We start from the raw sequence: 18,370 nt of genomic DNA, 5'->3' as shown, positions 1-18,370 counted from the left end.
CTGTCAGTCCTCGCCGCTAGCCTTTTCCGACATGCCCGCCCGTATCACCGACCCCGAGCAGCTCAAAGAGCTTCTCGGCATCCCGTTCACCCCGGAGCAGACGGCCTGTATCACCGCGCCGCCCGCCCCGCAGGTGATCGTGGCCGGAGCCGGATCGGGCAAGACCACCGTGATGGCCGCGCGCGTGGTCTGGCTGGTCGGCACCGGCCAGGTCGCCCCCGAACAGGTCCTCGGCCTGACCTTCACCAACAAGGCCGCCGGTGAGCTGGCCGAACGCGTCCGCAAGGCACTGATCAAGGCCGGCGTCACCGACCCCGACGCCATCGATCCGGACAACCCGCCCGGCGAGCCGGTCATCTCGACGTACCACGCCTTCGCCGGCCGGCTGCTCACCGACCACGGCCTGCGCCTCGGCCTGGAGCCCACGTCACGGCTGCTCGCCGACGCCACCCGCTACCAGCTCGCCGCGCGCGTGCTGCGCGAGGCCCCCGGCCCCTACCCCGCGCTGACCCGCTCCTTCGCCGATCTCGTCAGCGATCTGCTGGCCCTCGACTCCGAACTCGCCGAACACCTCGTCGACCCCGAGGAGCTGCGCGCCTGGGACGCGGACCTGCTGCGCACCCTCCAGAACGCCAAGCTCACCAACGCCGACCTGCGCAAGGTGCCCGAGACGGCCGCCGCCCGCCGTGAACTGGCCGACCTCGTCCGGCGCTACCGGGCCGCCAAACGCGAGCGCGACCTGCTCGACTTCGGCGACCAGATCGCCCTGTCCGCCCGGCTCGCCGGTATCCCCGAGGTGGGCCGGCTGCTGCGCGAGGAGTTCCGCGTGGTGCTCCTGGACGAGTACCAGGACACCTCCGTGGCCCAACGCGTCCTGCTGGCAGGCCTGTTCGGCGGTGATACGGGCCATTCGGTGACCGCGGTCGGCGACCCCTGCCAGGCCATCTACGGCTGGCGTGGTGCCTCCGTCGCCAACCTGGACGACTTCCCCGCGCACTTCGCGCACGCCGACGGCCGCCCCGCCACCCGGCAGGCGCTCAGCGAGAACCGCCGCAGCGGCGGCCGCCTCCTCGACCTCGCCAACGGGCTCGCCGAGCCGCTGCGCGCCATGCACGCGGGCGTGGAGGCCCTCCGCCCGGCTTCCGGCGCCGAGTACGACGGCACGGTCCGCTGCGCCCTGCTGCCCACCCACGCCGAGGAGATCGACTGGATCGCCGACTCTCTCGCCCACCTCGTGCACACCGGCACGGCCCCCGGTGAGATCGCCGTACTGTGCCGCACGGCGACCGACTTCGCCGAGATCCAGGGCGCCCTCGTGGCCCGCGACATCCCCGTCGAGGTGGTCGGCCTGTCCGGGCTGCTGCACCTCCCCGAGGTCGCCGACCTCGTCGCCGTCTGCGAGGTGCTCCAGGATCCCGGCGCGAACGCCTCCCTGGTGCGGCTGCTGACCGGCCCGCGCTGGCGCATCGGCCCCCGCGACCTCGCCCTGCTGGGCCGCCGCGCCCGCCTGCTGGTCGCCCACGCGCGCGTGGACGACACCGACGACCCGGACCGCCGGCTCGCCGCCGCCGTCGAAGGGGTCGACCCGGCCGAGGTGATATCGCTCGCGGACGCCCTCGACACCTTCCTGGAAACGCCCATGGACGGCGAGGGGGATGACGACGGGCTGCCGTTCTCGCCGGACGCGCGCGTGCGCTTCGCACGCCTGGCCGCCGAGCTGCGCGACCTGCGCCGCGCGCTGTCCGACCCGCTGATGGACGTCCTGCACCGCGTCCTCGCCGTCACCGGCCTGGAAGTGGAGCTGTCGGCGTCCCCGCACGCCCTGGCCGCCCGCCGCCGCGAGACCCTGTCCAACTTCCTGGACGTCGCCGCGTCCTTCGCGGCGAGCGACGCCGAGGCCACCCTGCTCGCCTTCCTCGGCTTCCTGCGCACCGCCGCGCAGTACGAGAAGGGCCTCGACAACGCGCTGCCCGGCGGCGAGAACACCGTCAAGGTGCTCACCGCCCACAAGTCCAAGGGCCTGGAGTGGGACGTCGTGGCCGTGCCCGGACTCGTCAGGGGCACGTTCCCCAGCGCACAGGGCCGCGAGAAGTGGACCGCGCAGGCCAAGGTGGTGCCGCACGCCCTGCGCGGCGACACCGACACGCTGCCCGACGTCGACGGCTGGGACGCGCGCGGCATGAAGGCCTTCCACGAGGCCATGAAGGACCACCAGCACACCGAGGAGCTGCGCCTCGGCTATGTCACCTTCACCCGCCCTCGCTCCCTGCTGCTCGGCTCGGGCCACTGGTGGGGGCCCAGCCAGAAGAAGCCGCGCGGCCCCTCCGACTTCCTCAAGGCCCTGCACGACCACTGTGCCGCCGGACACGGCGAGATCGAGGCGTGGGCCGAGGAGCCCGCCGAGGACGCGGAGAACCCCGCCCTGCACACGGCCGCCGCCGACGAGGTGTGGCCGCTCCCGCTGGACCCCGCCGCCCTGACCCGCCGCCGCGCGGCCGCCGAGACCGTTCTCGCCCACCTGGACGCCCTCGCCGCCGAGGACACCGGCCGGCCGCCGGCCGCCCACGACCCCGCCGCCCTCGACGACCCTGACTGGCCCGCGCCCCCGGGCGACACCCCCTACGGCGACGAGGCGTACGACGAGCCCGACGCGGACTTCCCGTACGACCACGGTCACGACGCGGACTTCCCGTACGACGAGGACCCCTTCCGCGACGAGGAACCGTACGACGACGGCCGCCCCTTCGGCGACGAGGAACCGCCGTACGACGCGAACGCCCTCACCCAGGACACCCTCGGCCAGGACACCCTCGGCCAGGACGACCCCGCCTCGGACGCGCCCGCCGACTGGGACACCTGGAGCGCCGACCGGCCCACGGTCCCGCACCAGGCCCCCGCCCCGCGGCACCGCCCCCGCCCCGCCGAACCGCAGCACCCCACCGACCTCACCCCCGAGGAAGCCCGCACCATCGCCTCCTGGGACCGTGACCTCGACGCGCTCACCGGAGAGCTGCTGCGCGCCCGGCAGGCCGTCACCGACGTGCCGCTGCCCGCCACACTGACCGCGTCCCAGCTGATGCGCCTGGCGGAGGACCCGGACGGGCTCGCGCAGGAACTCGCGCGCCCCATGCCGCGCCCCCCGCAACCGGCCGCGCGCCGGGGCACCCGATTCCACGCGTGGGTGGAAGCCCGTTTCGAGGAAATGACACTGCCCCTGCTGGAACCGGACGAGCTGCCCGGCAGCGACGCAGAGATCGCGGACGAACACGACCTGGAAGCCCTGAAGGAGGCCTTCGAACGCAGCGACTACGCCCGGCGCACCCCCTACCGGGTCGAGGCCCCCTTCCAGCTCACCCTCGCCGGCCGCGTCGTACGGGGCCGTATAGACGCTGTCTACAAGCACGGCGACGGCGACGCGGCGACGTACGAGATCGTCGACTGGAAGACCGGCCGCACCGGCACCGCCGACCCGCTCCAGCTCGCCGTGTACCGGCTCGCCTGGGCCGAGCAGCAGGGCGTGCCGCCCGAGTCGGTCACGGCCGCCTTCCTGTACGTCCGCAGCGGCGAGGTCGTACGACCGACGGACCTGCCGGACCGGGCCGCTCTGGAACGGCTCCTCACGGAAGACTCCGAAGTGGCACACCAGACACCCTGAGTGTGACGAACCGCCCGCCGAGGTTGTCGGTGCGGGCCGATAGGCTCGTGAGCATGAGCCAGACCCCGGACAGCGCCGTCCGCACGTACATCGAGCAGCACCGCGCCGCCTTCCTCGACGACCTCGCGGCATGGCTGCGCATCCCCTCCGTGTCGGCCCAGCCCGACCACGCGCCCGACGTACGCCGCAGCGCCGACTGGCTCGCCGCCAAGCTCAAGGAGACCGGCTTCACGACCGTCGAGGTCTGGCAGACCCCGGGCGCCCCGGCCGTCTTCGCCGAGTGGCCCTCGGACGACCCCGAGGCGCCCACCGTCCTCGTCTACGGCCATCACGACGTGCAGCCCGCCGCCCGTGAGGACGGCTGGGACAGCGACCCCTTCGAGCCGGTCGTCCGCGGAAACCGCCTCTACGCGCGCGGGGCGGCCGACGACAAGGGCCAGGTGTTCTTCCACACACTCGGCGTCCGCGCCCACCTCGTCGCCACCGGTCGCACCGCCCCCGCGGTCCACCTGAAGCTGCTGATCGAGGGCGAGGAGGAGTCCGGCTCCCCGCACTTCCGGGGCCTGGTGGAGGAGCGGGCCGGGCGGCTCGCCGCCGACGCCGTGATCGTCTCCGACACCGGCATGTGGTCCGAGGACACCCCGACCGTCTGCACCGGCATGCGCGGCCTCGCCGAGTGCGAGATCCGGCTGTACGGCCCCGACCAGGACATCCACTCCGGCTCATTCGGCGGCGCCGTACCCAACCCGGCCACCGCGGCCGCCCGCCTGGTCGCCGCCCTGCACGACGAGCACGCACGCGTGGCGATCCCCGGCTTCTACGACGGCATCGTGGAGCTGACCGAGCACGAGCGCGAGCTGTTCGCCGAGCTGCCCTTCGACGAGCAGCGCTGGCTCGGCACCGCCAAGTCCCGCGCCACCCACGGCGAGGCCGGCTTCAGCACCCTCGAACGCATCTGGGCCCGCCCCACCGCCGAGGTCAACGGCATCGGCGGCGGCTACCAGGGCCCGGGCAGCAAGACGATCATCCCGTCCTCGGCCATGGTGAAGCTGTCCTTCCGGATGGTCGCGGGCCAGGAGCCCGAGCACATCGAGAAAGCCGTGCGCGCCTGGGCCGAGGAGCAGGCGCCCGCCGGGATCCGGCACGAGATCAGCTTCGGCGCGGCCACGCGCCCGTGCCTGACCCCGCTCGACCACCCCGCGCTGCAGTCCGTGGCCCGCGCCATGGGCCGCGCCTTCGAAAAGCCGATCCGCTTCACCCGCGAGGGCGGCTCCGGACCCGCCGCCGACCTCCAGGAAGTCCTCGGCGCCCCCGTGCTCTTCCTGGGCATCTCCGTCCCCTCCGACGGCTGGCACGCCCCCGATGAAAAGGTCGAGCTGGACCTCCTCCTCAAGGGCGTCGAGACCAGCGCCTACCTGTGGGGTGACCTGGCCGAGCATTGGCGTCCCACGCCCTGACCGGCAGGCGCCGTACGGAAGGGCACGGCGCGCGGGGCACACTGGACGGACCGCCCCGCCCGCCCCGACCCGCCCGGCCCGGTGCCTCCCGCCGTACGTCCTGCCGAACCGCCCGTCGAACGAACCGCTGCACTGGGGGAGTTGGAAGCACCCGTGACCACCTGGACCGACGACACAGCCGATCGACCCATCTCGCTGACCGCCCCGAGCGGCATCGACCGCGCCGCCCACCACCGGCTCGACGAGGCCTGGCTCGCGGCGGCGTGGAGCCACCCCACGACCCGCTGCTTCGTGGTCTCCGGCGGCCAGGTACTCATCGACGAGACACCGGACGGCCGGACCGAACTCGTCATGACCCCTTCCTTCGAGGCCCCGCTCACCGAGGCGCACCGCTACTTCCTCGGCATCGACGACGAGGGCGTCAGCTACTTCGCGTTGCAGAAGGACTCGCTGCCCGGCCGCATCGACCAGTCGGCGCGCCCCGCGGGGCTGCGGGAGGCGGGCCTGCTGCTCTCACCGCGCGACGCCGGGCTCATGGTGCACGCGGTCGGCCTGGAGAACTGGCAGCGCACCCACCGCTTCTGCTCCCGCTGCGGCGAGCGCACGGTCATCGCCGCCGCCGGCCACATCCGCCGCTGCCCGGCCTGCGGCGCCGAGCACTACCCGCGCACCGACCCGGCCGTGATCATGGCGGTGACCGACGCGGACGACCGCATCCTGCTCGGCCGCCAGGTCCACTGGCCCGAGGGCCGCTTCTCCACGCTCGCCGGTTTCGTCGAACCCGGCGAGTCCATCGAGCAGGCCGTGCGCCGCGAGGTCGCCGAGGAGGTCGGCGTGACCGTCGGTCCCGTGGAGTACATGGCCAGCCAGCCCTGGCCGTTCCCGTCGAGCCTGATGCTCGGCTTCACCGCCCGCGCCACCTCCACCGAGATCGACGTCGACGGCGACGAGATCCACGAGGCCCGCTGGTTCTCCCGCGAGGAACTCCACGAGGCCTTCGAGTCCGGCGAGGTGCTGCCGCCCTACGGCATCTCCATCGCCGCCCGCCTGATCGAGAGGTGGTACGGCAAGCCGCTTCCGACGCGCAGCTTCGTCTGAGGCGGCCCGGGTGGCGGGCGACCCGTACTGGAACCACAACGTCCACTACCACCGGGCCGTGCTGGCCGCCGTACCCGACGGCTGCCGCACGGCCCTGGACGTCGGCTGCGGCGACGGCCTCCTGGCCCGCAAGCTCGCGACCAGGGCGGCAACGGTCACCGGCGTGGACCGCTCGCCGGAAATGATCCGCCAAGCCCGCACCCGGCAGCCCGCGAATGTCACCTACGTGGAGGCCGACTACCTGGACAGCGCCGTGCTGCCTGAGGGGGCCTATGCGTTCGTCAGCGCGGTCGCGGTCGTGCACCACACCCGGTTCGAGGACGCGATCAGAGCCCTGACCAGGCTGGTCGCGCCCGGCGGCCGACTGGTCGTGGTCGGCCTCGCGTACAACCACACCGTGCTCGACTGGCTGATCAGCGGCTGCGGGCTGCCCGTGAGCAGGCTGCTCACGCGACTGCGTGGCGGCAAGCGCGGCCCGGCCGGCATGCCCGTGGAGGACTCGACCATGCACTGGGCCGAGGTCCGCGAGGCCGCCCACCGCCTGCTGCCCGACTCCCGCTTCCGCCGTCGGCTGCTGTGGCGCTACGTGGTGGTGTGGGACAAGACACGGCAGGGCGGCCCCTGAGGGATCAGGGGCCGCCCTGCCGTGGTCACCGCGGAAACCCGCGGAGCGTCACGCGGCGAGCTTCTGCTTCACCTGGGCCAGCGACGGGTTCGTCAGCGTCGTACCGTCCTCGAAGAGCACGGTCGGCACCGTCTGGTTTCCGCCGTTCGCCTTCTCCACGAAGGTGGCGGACTCGGGGTCCTGCTCGATGTTGATCTCGGTGTAGGCGATGCCCTCCCGGTCCAGCTGGCTCTTCAGCCGCCGGCAGTAGCCGCACCAAGTCGTGCTGTACATCGTCACAGTGCCCTGCATGTCTCTCGCGCTCCTCAGGCAGCTCGAAAACGTCGTCCGGGGAAAGAACGTACGCGACCCGTCCGACATTCCCGCCCGGGGTATCCACAGGTGGCTGTGACACCTGCCGCATTCGTACGACTATCGGTGCCCGCCTGTGGACAACCGACACGGCGGTCCCAGGCGACCTGGCAGCATGGCGGTGTGACAGCAGCAACGCACTCCACCCTCTTCCCGCAGGCACCGGACTCGGCCGACGCGGTGCTCGAAGGGCTCGACCCCGAGCAGCGCGCGGTCGCCACCGCCCTGCACGGCCCGGTGTGCGTCCTGGCCGGAGCGGGCACCGGCAAGACCCGGGCGATCACGCACCGCATCGCCTACGGAGTGCGCGCCGGCATCCTCCAGCCGTCCAGCGTGCTCGCCGTCACCTTCACCAACCGCGCCGCCGGGGAGATGCGCGGCCGCCTGCGCCAGCTCGGTGCGCAGGGCGTCCAGGCCCGCACCTTCCACTCCGCCGCCCTGCGTCAGCTGCAGTACTTCTGGCCGAAAGCAATTGGTGGCGGCATGCCTCGGCTCATCGACCGCAAGATCCAGCTCGTCGCCGACGCGGCCGCGACCCTCGGCACCCGTCTCGACCGGGGCGAGCTGCGAGACGTCACCGCCGAGATCGAATGGTCCAAGGTCACCCAGACCATCCCCGCCGAGTACCCGTACGCGGCTGCGAAGGCCGGCCGCGAGGCCCCACGCGACCCGGCCGAGATCGCCCACCTCTACGCCGCCTACGAAGACCTCAAGCGCGCCCGCGCGGTGATCGACTTCGAGGACGTCCTGCTGCTGACCGTCGCCATCCTGCAGGACCGGCACGACATCGCCGAACAGGTCCGCGCCCAGTACCAGCACTTCGTCGTCGACGAGTACCAGGACGTCAGCCCGCTGCAGCAGCGGCTGCTGGAGCTGTGGCTCGGCGACCGCGACAACCTGTGCGTCGTCGGCGACGCCAGCCAGACCATCTACTCGTTCACGGGAGCAACGCCCGACCACCTCCTCGACTTCCGCACCAGGCACCCCGGCGCCACCGTCGTCAAACTCGTCCGCGACTACCGCTCCACCCCCCAGGTGGTCCACCTCGCCAACGGCCTGCTCGCCCAGGCCCGCGGCCGCGCCGCCGACCACCGGCTGGAACTGGTCTCCCAGCGCGCCCCCGGCCCCGAGCCGGTCTACACCGAGTGCGCAGACGAGCCCGCCGAGGCCGAAGGCGCCGCCCGCCGCATCCGCGAGCTGATCGACGCGGGCGTCCCGGCCGCCGAGATCGCCGTCCTGTTCCGTACGAACGCCCAGTCCGAGACCTACGAGCAGGCTCTCGCCGACGCCGGCGTCCCCTACCAGTTGCGCGGCGCCGAGCGCTTCTTCGACCGGCCCGAGGTACGCAAGGCCGGCACCGCCCTGCGCGGCGCGGCCCGCTTCGGCGGCAACGACTCCCTGCTCGACGAAGCCGTGGATCTCCCCTCCCAGGTGCGTGCCGTGCTGTCCGGTGAGGGCTGGACCACCGAGCCCCCGGCCGGCTCCGGCGCCGTCAGAGAGCGCTGGGAGTCCATCGCCGCCCTGGTCAACCTCGCCCACGACCTCGCCGCCGCCAAGCCCGGCGCCACCCTCGGCGACTTCGTCGCGGAACTGGACGAGCGGGCGGGTGCCCAGCACGCCCCGACCGTCCAGGGCGTCACCCTCGCCTCCCTGCACGCCGCCAAGGGCTTGGAGTGGGACGCCGTCTTCGTCGTCGGCATCGCCGAGGGCATGCTGCCCATCACCTATGCCAGGACCGACGAGCAGATCGAGGAAGAGCGCCGCCTCCTCTACGTCGGCGTCACCCGCGCACGAGAACGGCTCCAGGTCTCCTGGGCCCTGTCCCGCTCGCCGGGCGGCCGCCCCAGCCGCCGGCCGAGCCGCTTCCTCGACGGACTGCGCCCCGGCACCACCCCCACCGTCGGCCGCGCCGGCACCGGCGCCACCGGAGGCGTCGAGCGCGGGACCCCCGGCGGCACCGCAGCCGTTCCCCGGCGCGCCCAGCGCGTCCCTGCCCGCTGCCGGGTCTGCGGCCGCACGCTCACCGACGCGGGCGAGATGAAACTGATGCGCTGTGAGGACTGCCCCTCGGACATGGACGAAGGACTCTACGAACGACTGAGGGAGTGGCGGGCGGTGCAGGCCGCGCAGAGCGGACAGCCGGACTTCTGCGTCTTCACCGACCGCACCCTGATGGCCATCGCGGAGGCGCGGCCCGAGAGCCCCGCCGACCTCTCCCGCATCCCCGGCGTCCTCAGCCGCAAGCTGCGCAGCTACGGAACCGACGTTCTGGCCATCTGTGCAGGTCAGGAAGGTGGGGAAGCCGATGAGGACGACTGATGCGAACTCGTCGAAAAAATAGTTTGCGCATGCCCCGGCAATCCCCATAGGTTCTAGGCACGGAAGCAACGGCCTTCTCCAAGGCCCCGATTCCGTGTTCTACTTGCATATCCGAACGGACTGGCTCACCCCAGTCCCCAAGACGCCGAGAGGAGGCGAGTCCAGTGATCAGCATCAACACCAGCACCATCAGCACGGCCAAACTGACCGATCGCTCGACCGTCTCCACGTGCATGCTCGGCGCCTCCCACCAGGGCACCGGTCTGTCCGGCATTCGTGCCGTCCGTCCGGCGTCCTCCCTTGCTCTCTCGGGCCTTCCCGTCCTGGAGCGCAATGAGCGACCGACCAAGGCACTGGAAGCGGTAGGGGCACAGGCACAGGCCTATGCCTTCGCGGCGGCCGGTGCCGGATTCCGGAAGCAGACGACGCAGCACCACCTGATGTGGGCCTTCCGTGGGCCAAAACCCTGGAGTGATCCAGCCTGATCCGATCAGGCCGGCGCCTTCAGGGCCGCGGAACCCCATCCGGGATCCGCGGCCCTTCTGTTTTCCCTCAACAGGGACGACGAAGCGAAGGGGCCTCGGGACAAGAAAAGAACCCGGTACCAGCCGACACCCGGTCAACCGGCCGGAACGACCAGACGAGGAAGACCAACCGTGCAACTCGAAGCGCACGCCCCGTCCGTACCGCCTTCACAGACGATCCCCCCGCCCGGCCTCACGGAGGACTCCACCTTGACCCCCCTCACCGCGCTCACCGCGCTCGACGACGCCATCGAGAACCTCGGCGTACCCGTCCCCTGCCGCTCCTACGACCCGGAGGTCTTCTTCGCCGAGTCGCCGGCGGACGTCGAGTACGCCAAGTCCCTCTGCCGCACCTGCCCGCTGATGGAGGCCTGCCTCGCCGGCGCCAAGGAGCGGCGTGAGCCCTGGGGCGTCTGGGGCGGCGAGCTGTTCGTCCAGGGTGTCGTCGTCGCCCGGAAGCGGCCGCGTGGTCGCCCGCGGAAGAACCCGGTCACGGCATGAACACCGCAGGAACGATCGATCGCCCCCTCACGCACGACCCCAAGAAGCAGGCCCCGATGAAGCCGTCCACCAGCGAGCCCGCCGGCTCCGCGACTCCAGACGTCACCACCACCGGCGCGACCGAAGCGCGCCAGAACAGGACCCGAGAGATGCAACTCATGCAAGAAGCCCTGGCTCGTGCGCATATGCACGAGCGACTCCATGACTCCGAGCGGGAACGCCGGGCCGTGCGCCTGGTGGTCGCCCAGCGGATGCAGCGCCGGGCCGAGCGCGCCTCGCTGCGCGCCCGCCGCGCGCTCGCCATGGCGGTCATGCAGTAACGATCAGACCAAAAGAAGCAGTGGCCTCCCGGCCCGGGAGGCGAAGCTTTCCGCGTGGGGGCCGGTCCGGCCGAACGGACCGGCCCCCACGGTGCGTTGTGCACGGCGATCCGCCGTCGGCGGAGTTATCGTCACCAGGTGACGAGTCTTCCCGGAGGAAGTGATCAGGGCGGCTCCACCGCGGAGCGCCGCGTGCTCGTGTGTGCCCGCTGCGGCACCCCCGCCGACGACCCCCAGCCGGCCACCTGGACCTGCTCCGTGGAGAACGGCACCCGCCAGTACTTCTGCGATGTCTGCTCCCGCGAGAATCTACGGGCGATCGAGGGGCGGCTGGACTCGGCGTGGTGGTGAGCCGCTTCTCCGGGGCCCTCCCCCTCCCCCCCCCGCCCCACCCCTCCCCACTTTCAAGACACCGCAGCGCACGCTTCAAGGCGCCCCGGCCCATAGCTCCCCGGCACCCGAGCCGTAGTTCCCCGGCACCCGAGCCGTAGTTCCCCGGCGCCCCGGATCACGCCTCCGCGGCTGTCTCCTCCTCCGCGACGAAGCCCGGTAGCCACTCCTCCAGTTCCTCGCGCAGGCGTACCGTGGCGCTCAGCTGGCACAGGACGCCGATCGTGCTCAGTGTCACCCGGTGTATCAGCAGGTAGGCCGGCGGCAGGTTGAGGCGCTTGCCCAGCTGGTAGGCGGGGGAGCGGGGGTCGGCGATGCGGGTGGCCTGGCTGCGCATCCAGGTGCGGGTGAAGGTGAACGCCTCGACCCGGGCCGGTTCGATGATCGGCAGCAGGTAGTCGAGGACCGCGTCCGGGTCCAGCTCTATGGACTCCTTCACGAAACCTTCGGCACAGAGGAGTTCGTAGACCGTCTCGGCCTCGCCGTCCAGCGTCATGCGCAAGGAGGTGCCGATCGGCGTCGGCAGACCGCCGGGCAGCCGGTCGACTGTACCGAAGTCCAGGACGCCGAGGCGCCAGTCGTCCTCGCCGTCGGGGCCGCCGGGCAGCAGCCGGAAGTTGCCGGGGTGCGGGTCGGCGTGCAGCAGGCCGGTGCGGGCCGGTCCCGAGAAGAGGAACCGGGCCAGGAGCTGTCCGGCGCGGTCGCGCTGCTCCGGGGTGCCGTCCGAGATCACCTCCGACAGGGGGATGCCGTCGATCCACTCGGTCACCAGGACCTGCTCGCACTGGTGCACGACCGCCGGGACCACCACGTCCGGGTCGTCCGCGAACTCCTCCGCGTGAGCGGACTGGGCCTGCGCCTCCAGTGCGTAGTCCAGCTCCTCGGAGACGCGGTCCTTCAGCTCCGAGATGAGCGGCTTGATGTCCATTCCGGGAATCAGCGGCCCCAACAGGCGGGCAAAACGGCTCAGTTGGCCCAGGTCGGAGAGGAGGGCCTCGCCGGCGCCCGGGTACTGCACCTTGACCGCCACCTCCCGGCCGTCGTGCCACACGGCCCGGTGCACCTGTCCGATCGAGGCCGCGGCGGCCGGTTTGTCCTCGAACTCCTCGAACAGATCGTGCCAGTCCGGACCCAGCCGCTCCTCGAGCACCGCGTGCACCGTGCGGGTCGGCATCGGTGGTGCCGCTTCCTGGAGCTTGGTGAGGGCCGCGCGGTAGGGACCGGCGACCTCCTCGGGCAGCGCGGACTCGAAGACGGACAGGGCCTGCCCGAACTTCATCGCACCGCCCTTCAGCTCGCCGAGCACCTTGAACAGCTGCTCCGCCGTGCGCTGTTGCAGCTCTCGGCCGACGATCTCCGCGGACTCGCCCACGATCCGCTTGCCCAGCCCCCAGGTCGCCCGGCCGGCGATGCCGAGCGGGAGCGCGGCGAGCTTGGCGGTACGGGTGACCGCCTTCCGGGGAAGATCAGACATGCGCCCTCCAAGTCCCAGTCGGCCGCGCCGGGCCTGCCTTGCATCGCTCCGTCGACGGCCGTTGCACCGCCATTGTCTCGCGCGGTTCGCCGTCGGTTGAGGAGTGCTCCGCTTTCCCTCTCTCCGCTGCTCCGCACCCGCATCCCGGATGCGGCCGGACCGGTCGCGCGCGCCAGTCCAGGCCGGGCATGGACACCTCCCAGCGGGTGCCCGCGCTGGACGGCGACCGGCCGTCGAGGAAGGCCAGCGCATGCGCCGCGACCAGCCCTGCGACCGCGGTGGCCAGCGTCAGATCGCAGGCCCCGACCCGGCGGGCCCTGGAGCACCGCCACTGCGCGGTGAGCCGTGGCCAGGCCGGGTCCTGGTCCCCGCGGTCGAGCCGCAGACAGCCGGCGCACGCCGACTCGCCGGGCAGGACGAGCGGACCGACCACGCCGGTGCCCTCGACGACACCGGCGTAAAGGTGCGGTGTTCCGGAGGCCAGGAGCGGCTCGGCGTCGGCCGGGTCGGGTGCGTGCACGCTCACGTCGTCCCGGGGAGTGAGGATCACCAGGGAGAGTCCGGCGTCCCGGGCGCCGGACCCGGGGGAGTGGGCGTGGCGCGGTGGGCGGTCGGGTGCCGCGCGGCGCACGGCGGCCTGCGCCGCGGCGTCCCGGCGCTCGCCTACCGACTCGGCGGGCAGTCCGCCCGGGGCCACGTCCCACGGTTCCACGCGTCCCGTGTCGCGCACGTCGACCTCGCCGACGCTGGCGCCGGACAGCACCGACGCCAGCACGGCGCCGACCCGTCCCGCGCCGCGCACCTGCACGCGCAGTGCGCGGCGGGCGGCCAGCCGGGCGAGCGCGCCGCCCGGCTCGGCGGTGGTCAGGGTCAGTGCGGCGAGGTCGGGGCGCAGCCGCTCAAGGACGTGGTCCTTCGTGCGCAGTGCGTCCGCGGCCGGGCCGCCGCCGCGCGCATCGTCGACCAGGCCCGCGTGGGTCAGCCGCTCCAGCAGGGCGTCGACCCGGTCGGCCGGCAGGTCCATGCGGCGGCCCTCCTCGCGCAGCAGCGGCAGTCCGCGCGTGCCGTTGAGCAGGTCCAGGAAGCCGCGCGTCGCCGGGTCCATCGGGCCCAGCGTCACCGCGTGCGCCGGGGTCATCCCGAACTGCACGGTGTCGCGATCACGCCAGCCGCGCCGCAGCGCGGGCTTCATCACCGGATGCATGACTGTCCCCCGTATCCGTTGACAGCATCCTCGGAACATTCGGAACAACTCGTCGTCGGTGGAGCCGGTCATGCTCCGCCGACGCCTGCCAGCATGCCGTGCCTGCCGGTCCGGTGCCGAGAGTTATCCACAGCCTGGGGGTATTTGTCATATAAGTCGGTCGGATAAAGCCCGACAAAGCGGTTGGGGTGGACCGGTGAGTCGTTCGAGCGAAGTCGACAAATCGGCTGCGCCGGCGGCATATCGGTGGGCGGAGTTGAGGTGCCGAAAGGGTAAAGGGCGACCAAACCGGTCGAGCGGAGCCGGGTAAACCGGATGTGCGGATCAGTCGGAGGAATCATAGGAATCAAACGCATGGTGGGGGATCGGCATCGAACCGTTCCGGAGCCGGGACTTTGGCCGTGCCCAGCGGGTAACGTCGGGGCGTGCCCGCCGACCCACCGCACCGCGCCGGAGATCCGCAGCGCAGCACGACGAGCCAGCCGCCCGGCGGCTCGCGGGCGAGCGCGATCGAGGTCCGCAGGAGTGCCCGGCGCCGCCGGACGGTCTCCGCGTACCGCGAGGGCGATCGCACCGTCGTGCTGATCCCCGCCCGGATGTCGAAGGCGGAGGAACAGCGCTGGATCACCGTCATGCTCGACAAACTCGCTGCCCAGGAGAGCAGGCGGGTGCTCGGCGACGCCGAACTGGCCGAACGGGCCGAGCGGCTGTCGGCCCAGTACTTCGACGGCCGGGCGCGCCCCGCCTCCGTGCGGTGGGTCACCAACCAGAACACCCGCTGGGGTTCGTGCACCCCGGCCGAAGGCAGCATCCGGCTCTCGCACCGGCTGCAGGGAATGCCCGAGTACGTCGTCGACTACGTCCTCTGCCATGAGCTGGCCCATCTGCTGGTCCCCGGTCACGGGCCCGACTTCTGGCGGCTGCTGGAGGCGTACCCGCGCACCGAACGCGCCCGCGGCTACCTCGAAGGGGTCGTCGCCGCGGAACGTCTGCCGCATCTGCCCGGTGCGCGCGCGGAGTGAGCCCGCCGCCGTCCGTCCGCCTCCGGGCGCGGTTGTGTACCGGGTCTGTACCGGCTGCGCCCGATGTCGGACTTTGCCGTTAGCCTGGCGCGACGCACTCACATTCGGGATGGGGGACGGTCGTAACGCATGGCCAGGGAATTCCAACGCGGCCACAAGGCCAGGATCAGTGACCTGACGGCGGGCACGGATCTGTACGTAGGCGTGCAGATCTCCGCCCCCGGGCTGACCTTCGACATCAGCTGCTTCGGTCTGGACGCCGACGAACGCCTCTCGGACGACCGGTACTTCGTCTTCTTCAACCAGCCGAAGTCGCCCGAGGAGTCCCTCCAGTTGCTGGGTACCCAGGCGGGCGACACGGAGTCGTTCCGGGTCACCCTGGACCGGATCCCCCCGCACATCCGCAAGTTGTCCTTCACGGCGACCGTCGACGGCGCCGGGCAGATGTCCCAGATCGCCCCCGGCTATCTGCGGATCGTCGCGGGCGGCGAGGAGGTCGCGCGCTACTCCTTCAACGGCGCGGAGTTCTCCACCGAGCGGGCCGTGATGCTCGGCGACATCTACTTCAAGGACGCGTGGCGGTTCGCCGCGGTCGGGCAGGGCTTCGACGGCGGTCTGGAGGCGCTGCTGAAGAACTTCGGCGGCGAGGTGCTGGAGGAGGAGGCGCCCGCCGCCCCGCAGCAGCCGCAGGCCGGCGCCGCGCCCGGCTTCGCCCCGCCCGCCCAGGCCACGGCCCCTCCCGCGTTCGCCACGCCGGCCGCCCCGGCCCCGGCCCCCGCGCCTGCACCCGCCCCGGCGCCCCAGCCCCCCGCCCAGGGCTTCGCCCCGCCCGCCGGTGGTACGCCTCCGCACGGCTATGCGCCGCAGCCGGGTGCCACGCCCCCGCAGGGCTTCACGCCGCATCCCGGCCAGACCCCGCCCGGCCAGACTCCGCCCCTGGCCCCCACGCCGAACGTGCACGCCGCGCCGACGGTCATCGCCCCCCTGGCCCCGCCCGCCGGCGGCACCGTCCATCCGCCCGCCCCGGCCCCCGCGCCGTACGGCCAGCCGCCCCAGCAGCCCCACTCGCCCTACGGCCAGCCGCCCCAGCAGCCGTCGTACGGCGGCCAGCCCGGCGCGCCGATGCCCCCGGGCTACGGCCAGCAGCCGCCGCCCTACGGCGGCCAGCCCGCCGCGCCGATGCCGCCCGGCTACGGGCAGGTCCCCGGCCAGCAGCCCGCCGGCTACGGAGCGCCGCAGGGCGCCCCGCAGGGCGGTGCCGGAGTGGGCGTCGCGCTGGAGAAGTTCAAGGAGAAACCCACCGGGCAGCGCTGGACGCCGCAGAACAAGAAGCTCATCCGCGTCGACCTCGGCATCGGAGGGCAGCCCGTGCTGGCCAAGCAGGGCAGCATGGTGCTCTACCAGGGCAAGGTCGACTTCAGCTACAAGGGCGCCGGTTTCGCGGGGCGGATCGTCGGCAGCGCCACCGGCCAGGAGATGCAGCTGATGCGCTGCACCGGCAACGGACAGGTGTTCCTCGCCGAGAACTCCACCCACCTGCACCCGGTCGAGCTTCAGGGCGACGCGATCTGCGTGTCCGCGGAGAACGTCCTCGCCTTCGACGAGAGCCTGCAGTACGAGGTCCGCCGTATCGAGGGCCACGGCATCCCCGGTGGCGCGCTGTTCACCATGCAGTTCCAGGGCACCGGCACCATCGTCGTCAAGACGCACGGCACGCCCGTGGTCCTGCCGGTCACGCCGACCACCTTCGCCGACTGCAACGCCATCGTCGCCTGGTCGGCCGCCTCCCAGGTGATCGTCTCCAGTCAGGTCCGCATGCGCCGCAACGCCTACCCGGGCGACACCGGCGAGAGCGTCAACCTCCAGTTCCGGGGCGCACCCGGCAACTTCATCGTCGTCCAGCCGTACGAGGTCTAGAGGGAGCCCGTCATGAACCAGCCGCTCGCGGGCTACGCCCCCGCACCCGTCACCGCCCGCATGGACAACCACGGCAACAACATGCTGAAGGTCGCCATGCAGACCGGAAACGACCTCCTCGCGCGCGTGGGCTCGATGGTCGCCTACGAAGGCTTCATCCAGTACGAGCCCAACCCGCCGGCCGTCCGCCAGATCGCCCGCGACTGGATCACCGGCGAGGGCGCGCCCCTGATGAAGTGCTCCGGCGACGGCCTGCTCTACCTCGCCGACTACGGCGCGAACGTCGTCGTGATCAACCTCAACGGCGACGGCATCTCCGTCAACGCCACCAACCTGCTCGCCTTCGACGCGCACCTCAGCTGGGGTGTGGAGCGGGTCAAGGGGCTCGCCAAGTTCGCCGGGCAGGGCCTGTGGAACACGAGGATCTCCGGGCAGGGCTGGGTCGCGCTGACCTCCCGGGGCACGCCGATCGTCGTCGACTGCGGCGGCGGCGAGGACGAGACATACGTCGACCCGGACGCGCTGGTCGCCTGGTCGCCGAACCTGAAGGTGAAGGGCAAGCGCAGCTTCAAGGCGCAGTCGCTGATCGGCCGGGGCAGCGGTGAGGCCTACCAGATGGCCTTCTCCGGCCAGGGCATCGTCGTCGTCCAGCCCAGTGAGGACAGCACCGACCGCATCCGGATCCGGGGCTGAGGGGGAGCCAGAAAGCCATGCAGAGCCCGCTTTTCGCGCACAACGACGTCCAGACCCAGGAGCGCTGGAGCCTGCAGAACGCGCAGCTGCTCCGCGTCACCCTGGAGGGCCATGACGACATCCTCGCCCGCAAGGGCACCATGGTCGCCTACCAGGGCCTGGTCGAGTTCGACGCCGAGTACCGCAGCAACAACCAGGCACGCGCGCAGGCGTACACCGGCGAGGGCCTGGACCTGATGCGCTGTCACGGGCAGGGCACGGTGTATCTCGCCAACCTCGCCCAGCACGTGCACCTCATGGACGTCGAGCAGGACGGGCTGACCGTCGACAGCTCCTACGTCCTCGCGATGGACTCCTCGCTGCACTACGAGGTCGTCGCCGTCGACAGCCTCTACGGCATCTCCGGCTCCGGGAAGTACCAGCTGAACATCACCGGGCGCGGCCGAGTCGCCCTGATGACCTCGGGCGCGCCGCTGCTGATGCAGGTCACCCCCGACCGGTACGTCAACTGCGACGCGGACGCGATCGTCGCCTGGTCCACCGGGCTGCGCGTCCAGATGCAGGCCCAGACACATTCCTCCGGAGTGTGGCGCCGGCGTGGGAACACCGGTGAGGGCTGGGAGCTGAGCTTCATGGGGTCCGGGTTCGCGCTCGTCCAGCCCAGTGAGCTGCTGCCGCCGCAGAACGCGGTGATCGGGCAGGGCCTCGCCGCCCAGTTCGGCATGGGCCAGCACGGGGCGCGGGCGCAGAACCAGGGGAACGTCTGGAGCTGAGCGTCCAGTAAGCCAACGTAAGGGGCGCCCGTCCAGGCGGGCGCCCC

At 72.1% G+C, this 18,370-nt stretch carries 16 protein-coding genes; 13 read left to right on the top strand and 3 right to left on the bottom strand.

Translation table 11 applies throughout. From position 1 onward, the window contains the following. Positions 1 to 31 precede the first annotated feature (31 nt). The 4 genes from AB0L75_RS26175 (at position 32) to AB0L75_RS26160 (ending at position 6,835) form a co-directional block, all read left to right on the top strand. On the top strand, positions 32 to 3,655 hold the full coding sequence (locus AB0L75_RS26175) for a UvrD-helicase domain-containing protein (RefSeq protein WP_365185180.1): 3,624 nt from the start codon (positions 32 to 34) through the stop codon (positions 3,653 to 3,655). A gap of 53 nt (positions 3,656 to 3,708) precedes the next feature. Beyond that, positions 3,709 to 5,112 (top strand): dipeptidase, encoded by a 1,404-nt coding sequence (locus AB0L75_RS26170; RefSeq protein WP_365185177.1) that lies wholly within the window; start codon positions 3,709 to 3,711, stop codon positions 5,110 to 5,112. 153 nt (positions 5,113 to 5,265) lie between these two features. After that, positions 5,266 to 6,210, top strand: a complete 945-nt coding sequence (gene nudC / locus AB0L75_RS26165) for an NAD(+) diphosphatase (RefSeq protein ID WP_365185175.1) — start codon at positions 5,266 to 5,268, stop codon at positions 6,208 to 6,210. 10 nt (positions 6,211 to 6,220) lie between these two features. Continuing rightward, positions 6,221 to 6,835 carry a class I SAM-dependent methyltransferase gene (locus tag AB0L75_RS26160; RefSeq protein WP_365185172.1) on the top strand — a complete coding sequence of 205 codons (615 nt, stop codon included), beginning with the start codon at positions 6,221 to 6,223 and terminating at the stop codon, positions 6,833 to 6,835. Positions 6,836 to 6,883: 48 nt separating this feature from the next. Here AB0L75_RS26160 and AB0L75_RS26155 read toward each other — a convergent pair whose 3' ends face one another. Then, positions 6,884 to 7,126, bottom strand: coding sequence for a mycoredoxin (locus AB0L75_RS26155; RefSeq protein WP_365185169.1), 243 nt, complete (start codon positions 7,124 to 7,126; stop codon positions 6,884 to 6,886). Positions 7,127 to 7,309: 183 nt separating this feature from the next. On the opposite strand from AB0L75_RS26155, the gene AB0L75_RS26150 reads away from it, so the two are divergent. The 5 genes from AB0L75_RS26150 (at position 7,310) to AB0L75_RS26130 (ending at position 11,201) form a co-directional block, all read left to right on the top strand. After that, complete coding sequence (locus tag AB0L75_RS26150) at positions 7,310 to 9,505, top strand: ATP-dependent DNA helicase UvrD2 (RefSeq protein ID WP_365185167.1); 2,196 nt, start codon at positions 7,310 to 7,312, stop codon at positions 9,503 to 9,505. Between the two features lie 164 nt (positions 9,506 to 9,669). Continuing rightward, on the top strand, positions 9,670 to 9,990 hold the full coding sequence (locus AB0L75_RS26145; RefSeq protein ID WP_365185164.1) for a hypothetical protein: 321 nt from the start codon (positions 9,670 to 9,672) through the stop codon (positions 9,988 to 9,990). A 171-nt stretch (positions 9,991 to 10,161) separates the two neighbouring features. Further along, the gene (locus AB0L75_RS26140) at positions 10,162 to 10,530 is read left to right on the top strand and encodes a WhiB family transcriptional regulator (RefSeq protein ID WP_103817702.1); all 369 of its coding nucleotides are present in this window, start codon (positions 10,162 to 10,164) and stop codon (positions 10,528 to 10,530) included. Then, positions 10,527 to 10,850 carry a hypothetical protein gene (locus tag AB0L75_RS26135; protein ID WP_365185161.1) on the top strand — a complete coding sequence of 108 codons (324 nt, stop codon included), beginning with the start codon at positions 10,527 to 10,529 and terminating at the stop codon, positions 10,848 to 10,850. The genes AB0L75_RS26140 and AB0L75_RS26135 overlap by 4 nt, the downstream gene beginning before the upstream one ends. 138 nt (positions 10,851 to 10,988) lie before the next feature. Then, on the top strand, positions 10,989 to 11,201 hold the full coding sequence (locus tag AB0L75_RS26130; RefSeq protein WP_365185159.1) for a hypothetical protein: 213 nt from the start codon (positions 10,989 to 10,991) through the stop codon (positions 11,199 to 11,201). 157 nt (positions 11,202 to 11,358) lie between these two features. Here AB0L75_RS26130 and AB0L75_RS26125 read toward each other — a convergent pair whose 3' ends face one another. Together AB0L75_RS26125 and AB0L75_RS26120 are read right to left on the bottom strand one after the other, a co-directional pair. Continuing rightward, on the bottom strand, positions 11,359 to 12,714 hold the full coding sequence (locus tag AB0L75_RS26125) for an AarF/ABC1/UbiB kinase family protein (protein ID WP_365185157.1): 1,356 nt from the start codon (positions 12,712 to 12,714) through the stop codon (positions 11,359 to 11,361). Further along, positions 12,707 to 13,918: a TOMM precursor leader peptide-binding protein gene (locus AB0L75_RS26120; protein ID WP_365185154.1), complete on the bottom strand. Its 1,212-nt coding sequence runs from the start codon at positions 13,916 to 13,918 to the stop codon at positions 12,707 to 12,709. Before AB0L75_RS26120 ends, AB0L75_RS26125 begins: the two co-directional genes overlap by 8 nt. A gap of 425 nt (positions 13,919 to 14,343) precedes the next feature. On the opposite strand from AB0L75_RS26120, the gene AB0L75_RS26115 reads away from it, so the two are divergent. From AB0L75_RS26115 to AB0L75_RS26100, 4 genes are all read left to right on the top strand, one after another. Next, on the top strand, positions 14,344 to 14,940 hold the full coding sequence (locus AB0L75_RS26115; protein WP_365185151.1) for a M48 family metallopeptidase: 597 nt from the start codon (positions 14,344 to 14,346) through the stop codon (positions 14,938 to 14,940). Between the two features lie 129 nt (positions 14,941 to 15,069). Beyond that, entirely contained in the window at positions 15,070 to 16,857 is a 1,788-nt protein-coding gene (locus AB0L75_RS26110) for a TerD family protein (RefSeq protein WP_365185149.1), read from the top strand. A 12-nt stretch (positions 16,858 to 16,869) separates the two neighbouring features. Next, positions 16,870 to 17,550, top strand: coding sequence for an AIM24 family protein (locus AB0L75_RS26105; protein ID WP_365185147.1), 681 nt, complete (start codon positions 16,870 to 16,872; stop codon positions 17,548 to 17,550). 17 nt (positions 17,551 to 17,567) lie between these two features. Next, the gene (locus AB0L75_RS26100) at positions 17,568 to 18,323 is read left to right on the top strand and encodes an AIM24 family protein (RefSeq protein ID WP_365185145.1); all 756 of its coding nucleotides are present in this window, start codon (positions 17,568 to 17,570) and stop codon (positions 18,321 to 18,323) included. The last annotated feature ends 47 nt before the right edge of the window (positions 18,324 to 18,370 follow it).

This window comes from Streptomyces sp. NPDC052101, from assembly GCF_040680235.1.
Lineage (GTDB): Bacteria > Actinomycetota > Actinomycetes > Streptomycetales > Streptomycetaceae > Streptomyces.
This window is presented reverse-complemented; position numbering and strand designations above follow the sequence as displayed.

Bases quoted from the DNA above. Each gene is read 5' to 3' on its own strand.
- AB0L75_RS26175 (WP_365185180.1), top strand. From the start codon at position 32: ATGCCCGCCCGTATCACCGACCCCGAGCAGCTCAAAGAGCTTCTCGGC.
- AB0L75_RS26170 (WP_365185177.1), top strand. From the start codon at position 3,709: ATGAGCCAGACCCCGGACAGCGCCGTCCGCACGTACATCGAGCAGCAC.
- AB0L75_RS26155 (WP_365185169.1), bottom strand. From the start codon at position 7,126: ATGCAGGGCACTGTGACGATGTACAGCACGACTTGGTGCGGCTACTGC.
- AB0L75_RS26135 (WP_365185161.1), top strand. From the start codon at position 10,527: ATGAACACCGCAGGAACGATCGATCGCCCCCTCACGCACGACCCCAAG.
- AB0L75_RS26125 (WP_365185157.1), bottom strand. From the start codon at position 12,714: ATGTCTGATCTTCCCCGGAAGGCGGTCACCCGTACCGCCAAGCTCGCC.
- AB0L75_RS26120 (WP_365185154.1), bottom strand. From the start codon at position 13,918: ATGCATCCGGTGATGAAGCCCGCGCTGCGGCGCGGCTGGCGTGATCGC.
- AB0L75_RS26110 (WP_365185149.1), top strand. From the start codon at position 15,070: ATGGCCAGGGAATTCCAACGCGGCCACAAGGCCAGGATCAGTGACCTG.
- AB0L75_RS26105 (WP_365185147.1), top strand. From the start codon at position 16,870: ATGAACCAGCCGCTCGCGGGCTACGCCCCCGCACCCGTCACCGCCCGC.
- AB0L75_RS26100 (WP_365185145.1), top strand. From the start codon at position 17,568: ATGCAGAGCCCGCTTTTCGCGCACAACGACGTCCAGACCCAGGAGCGC.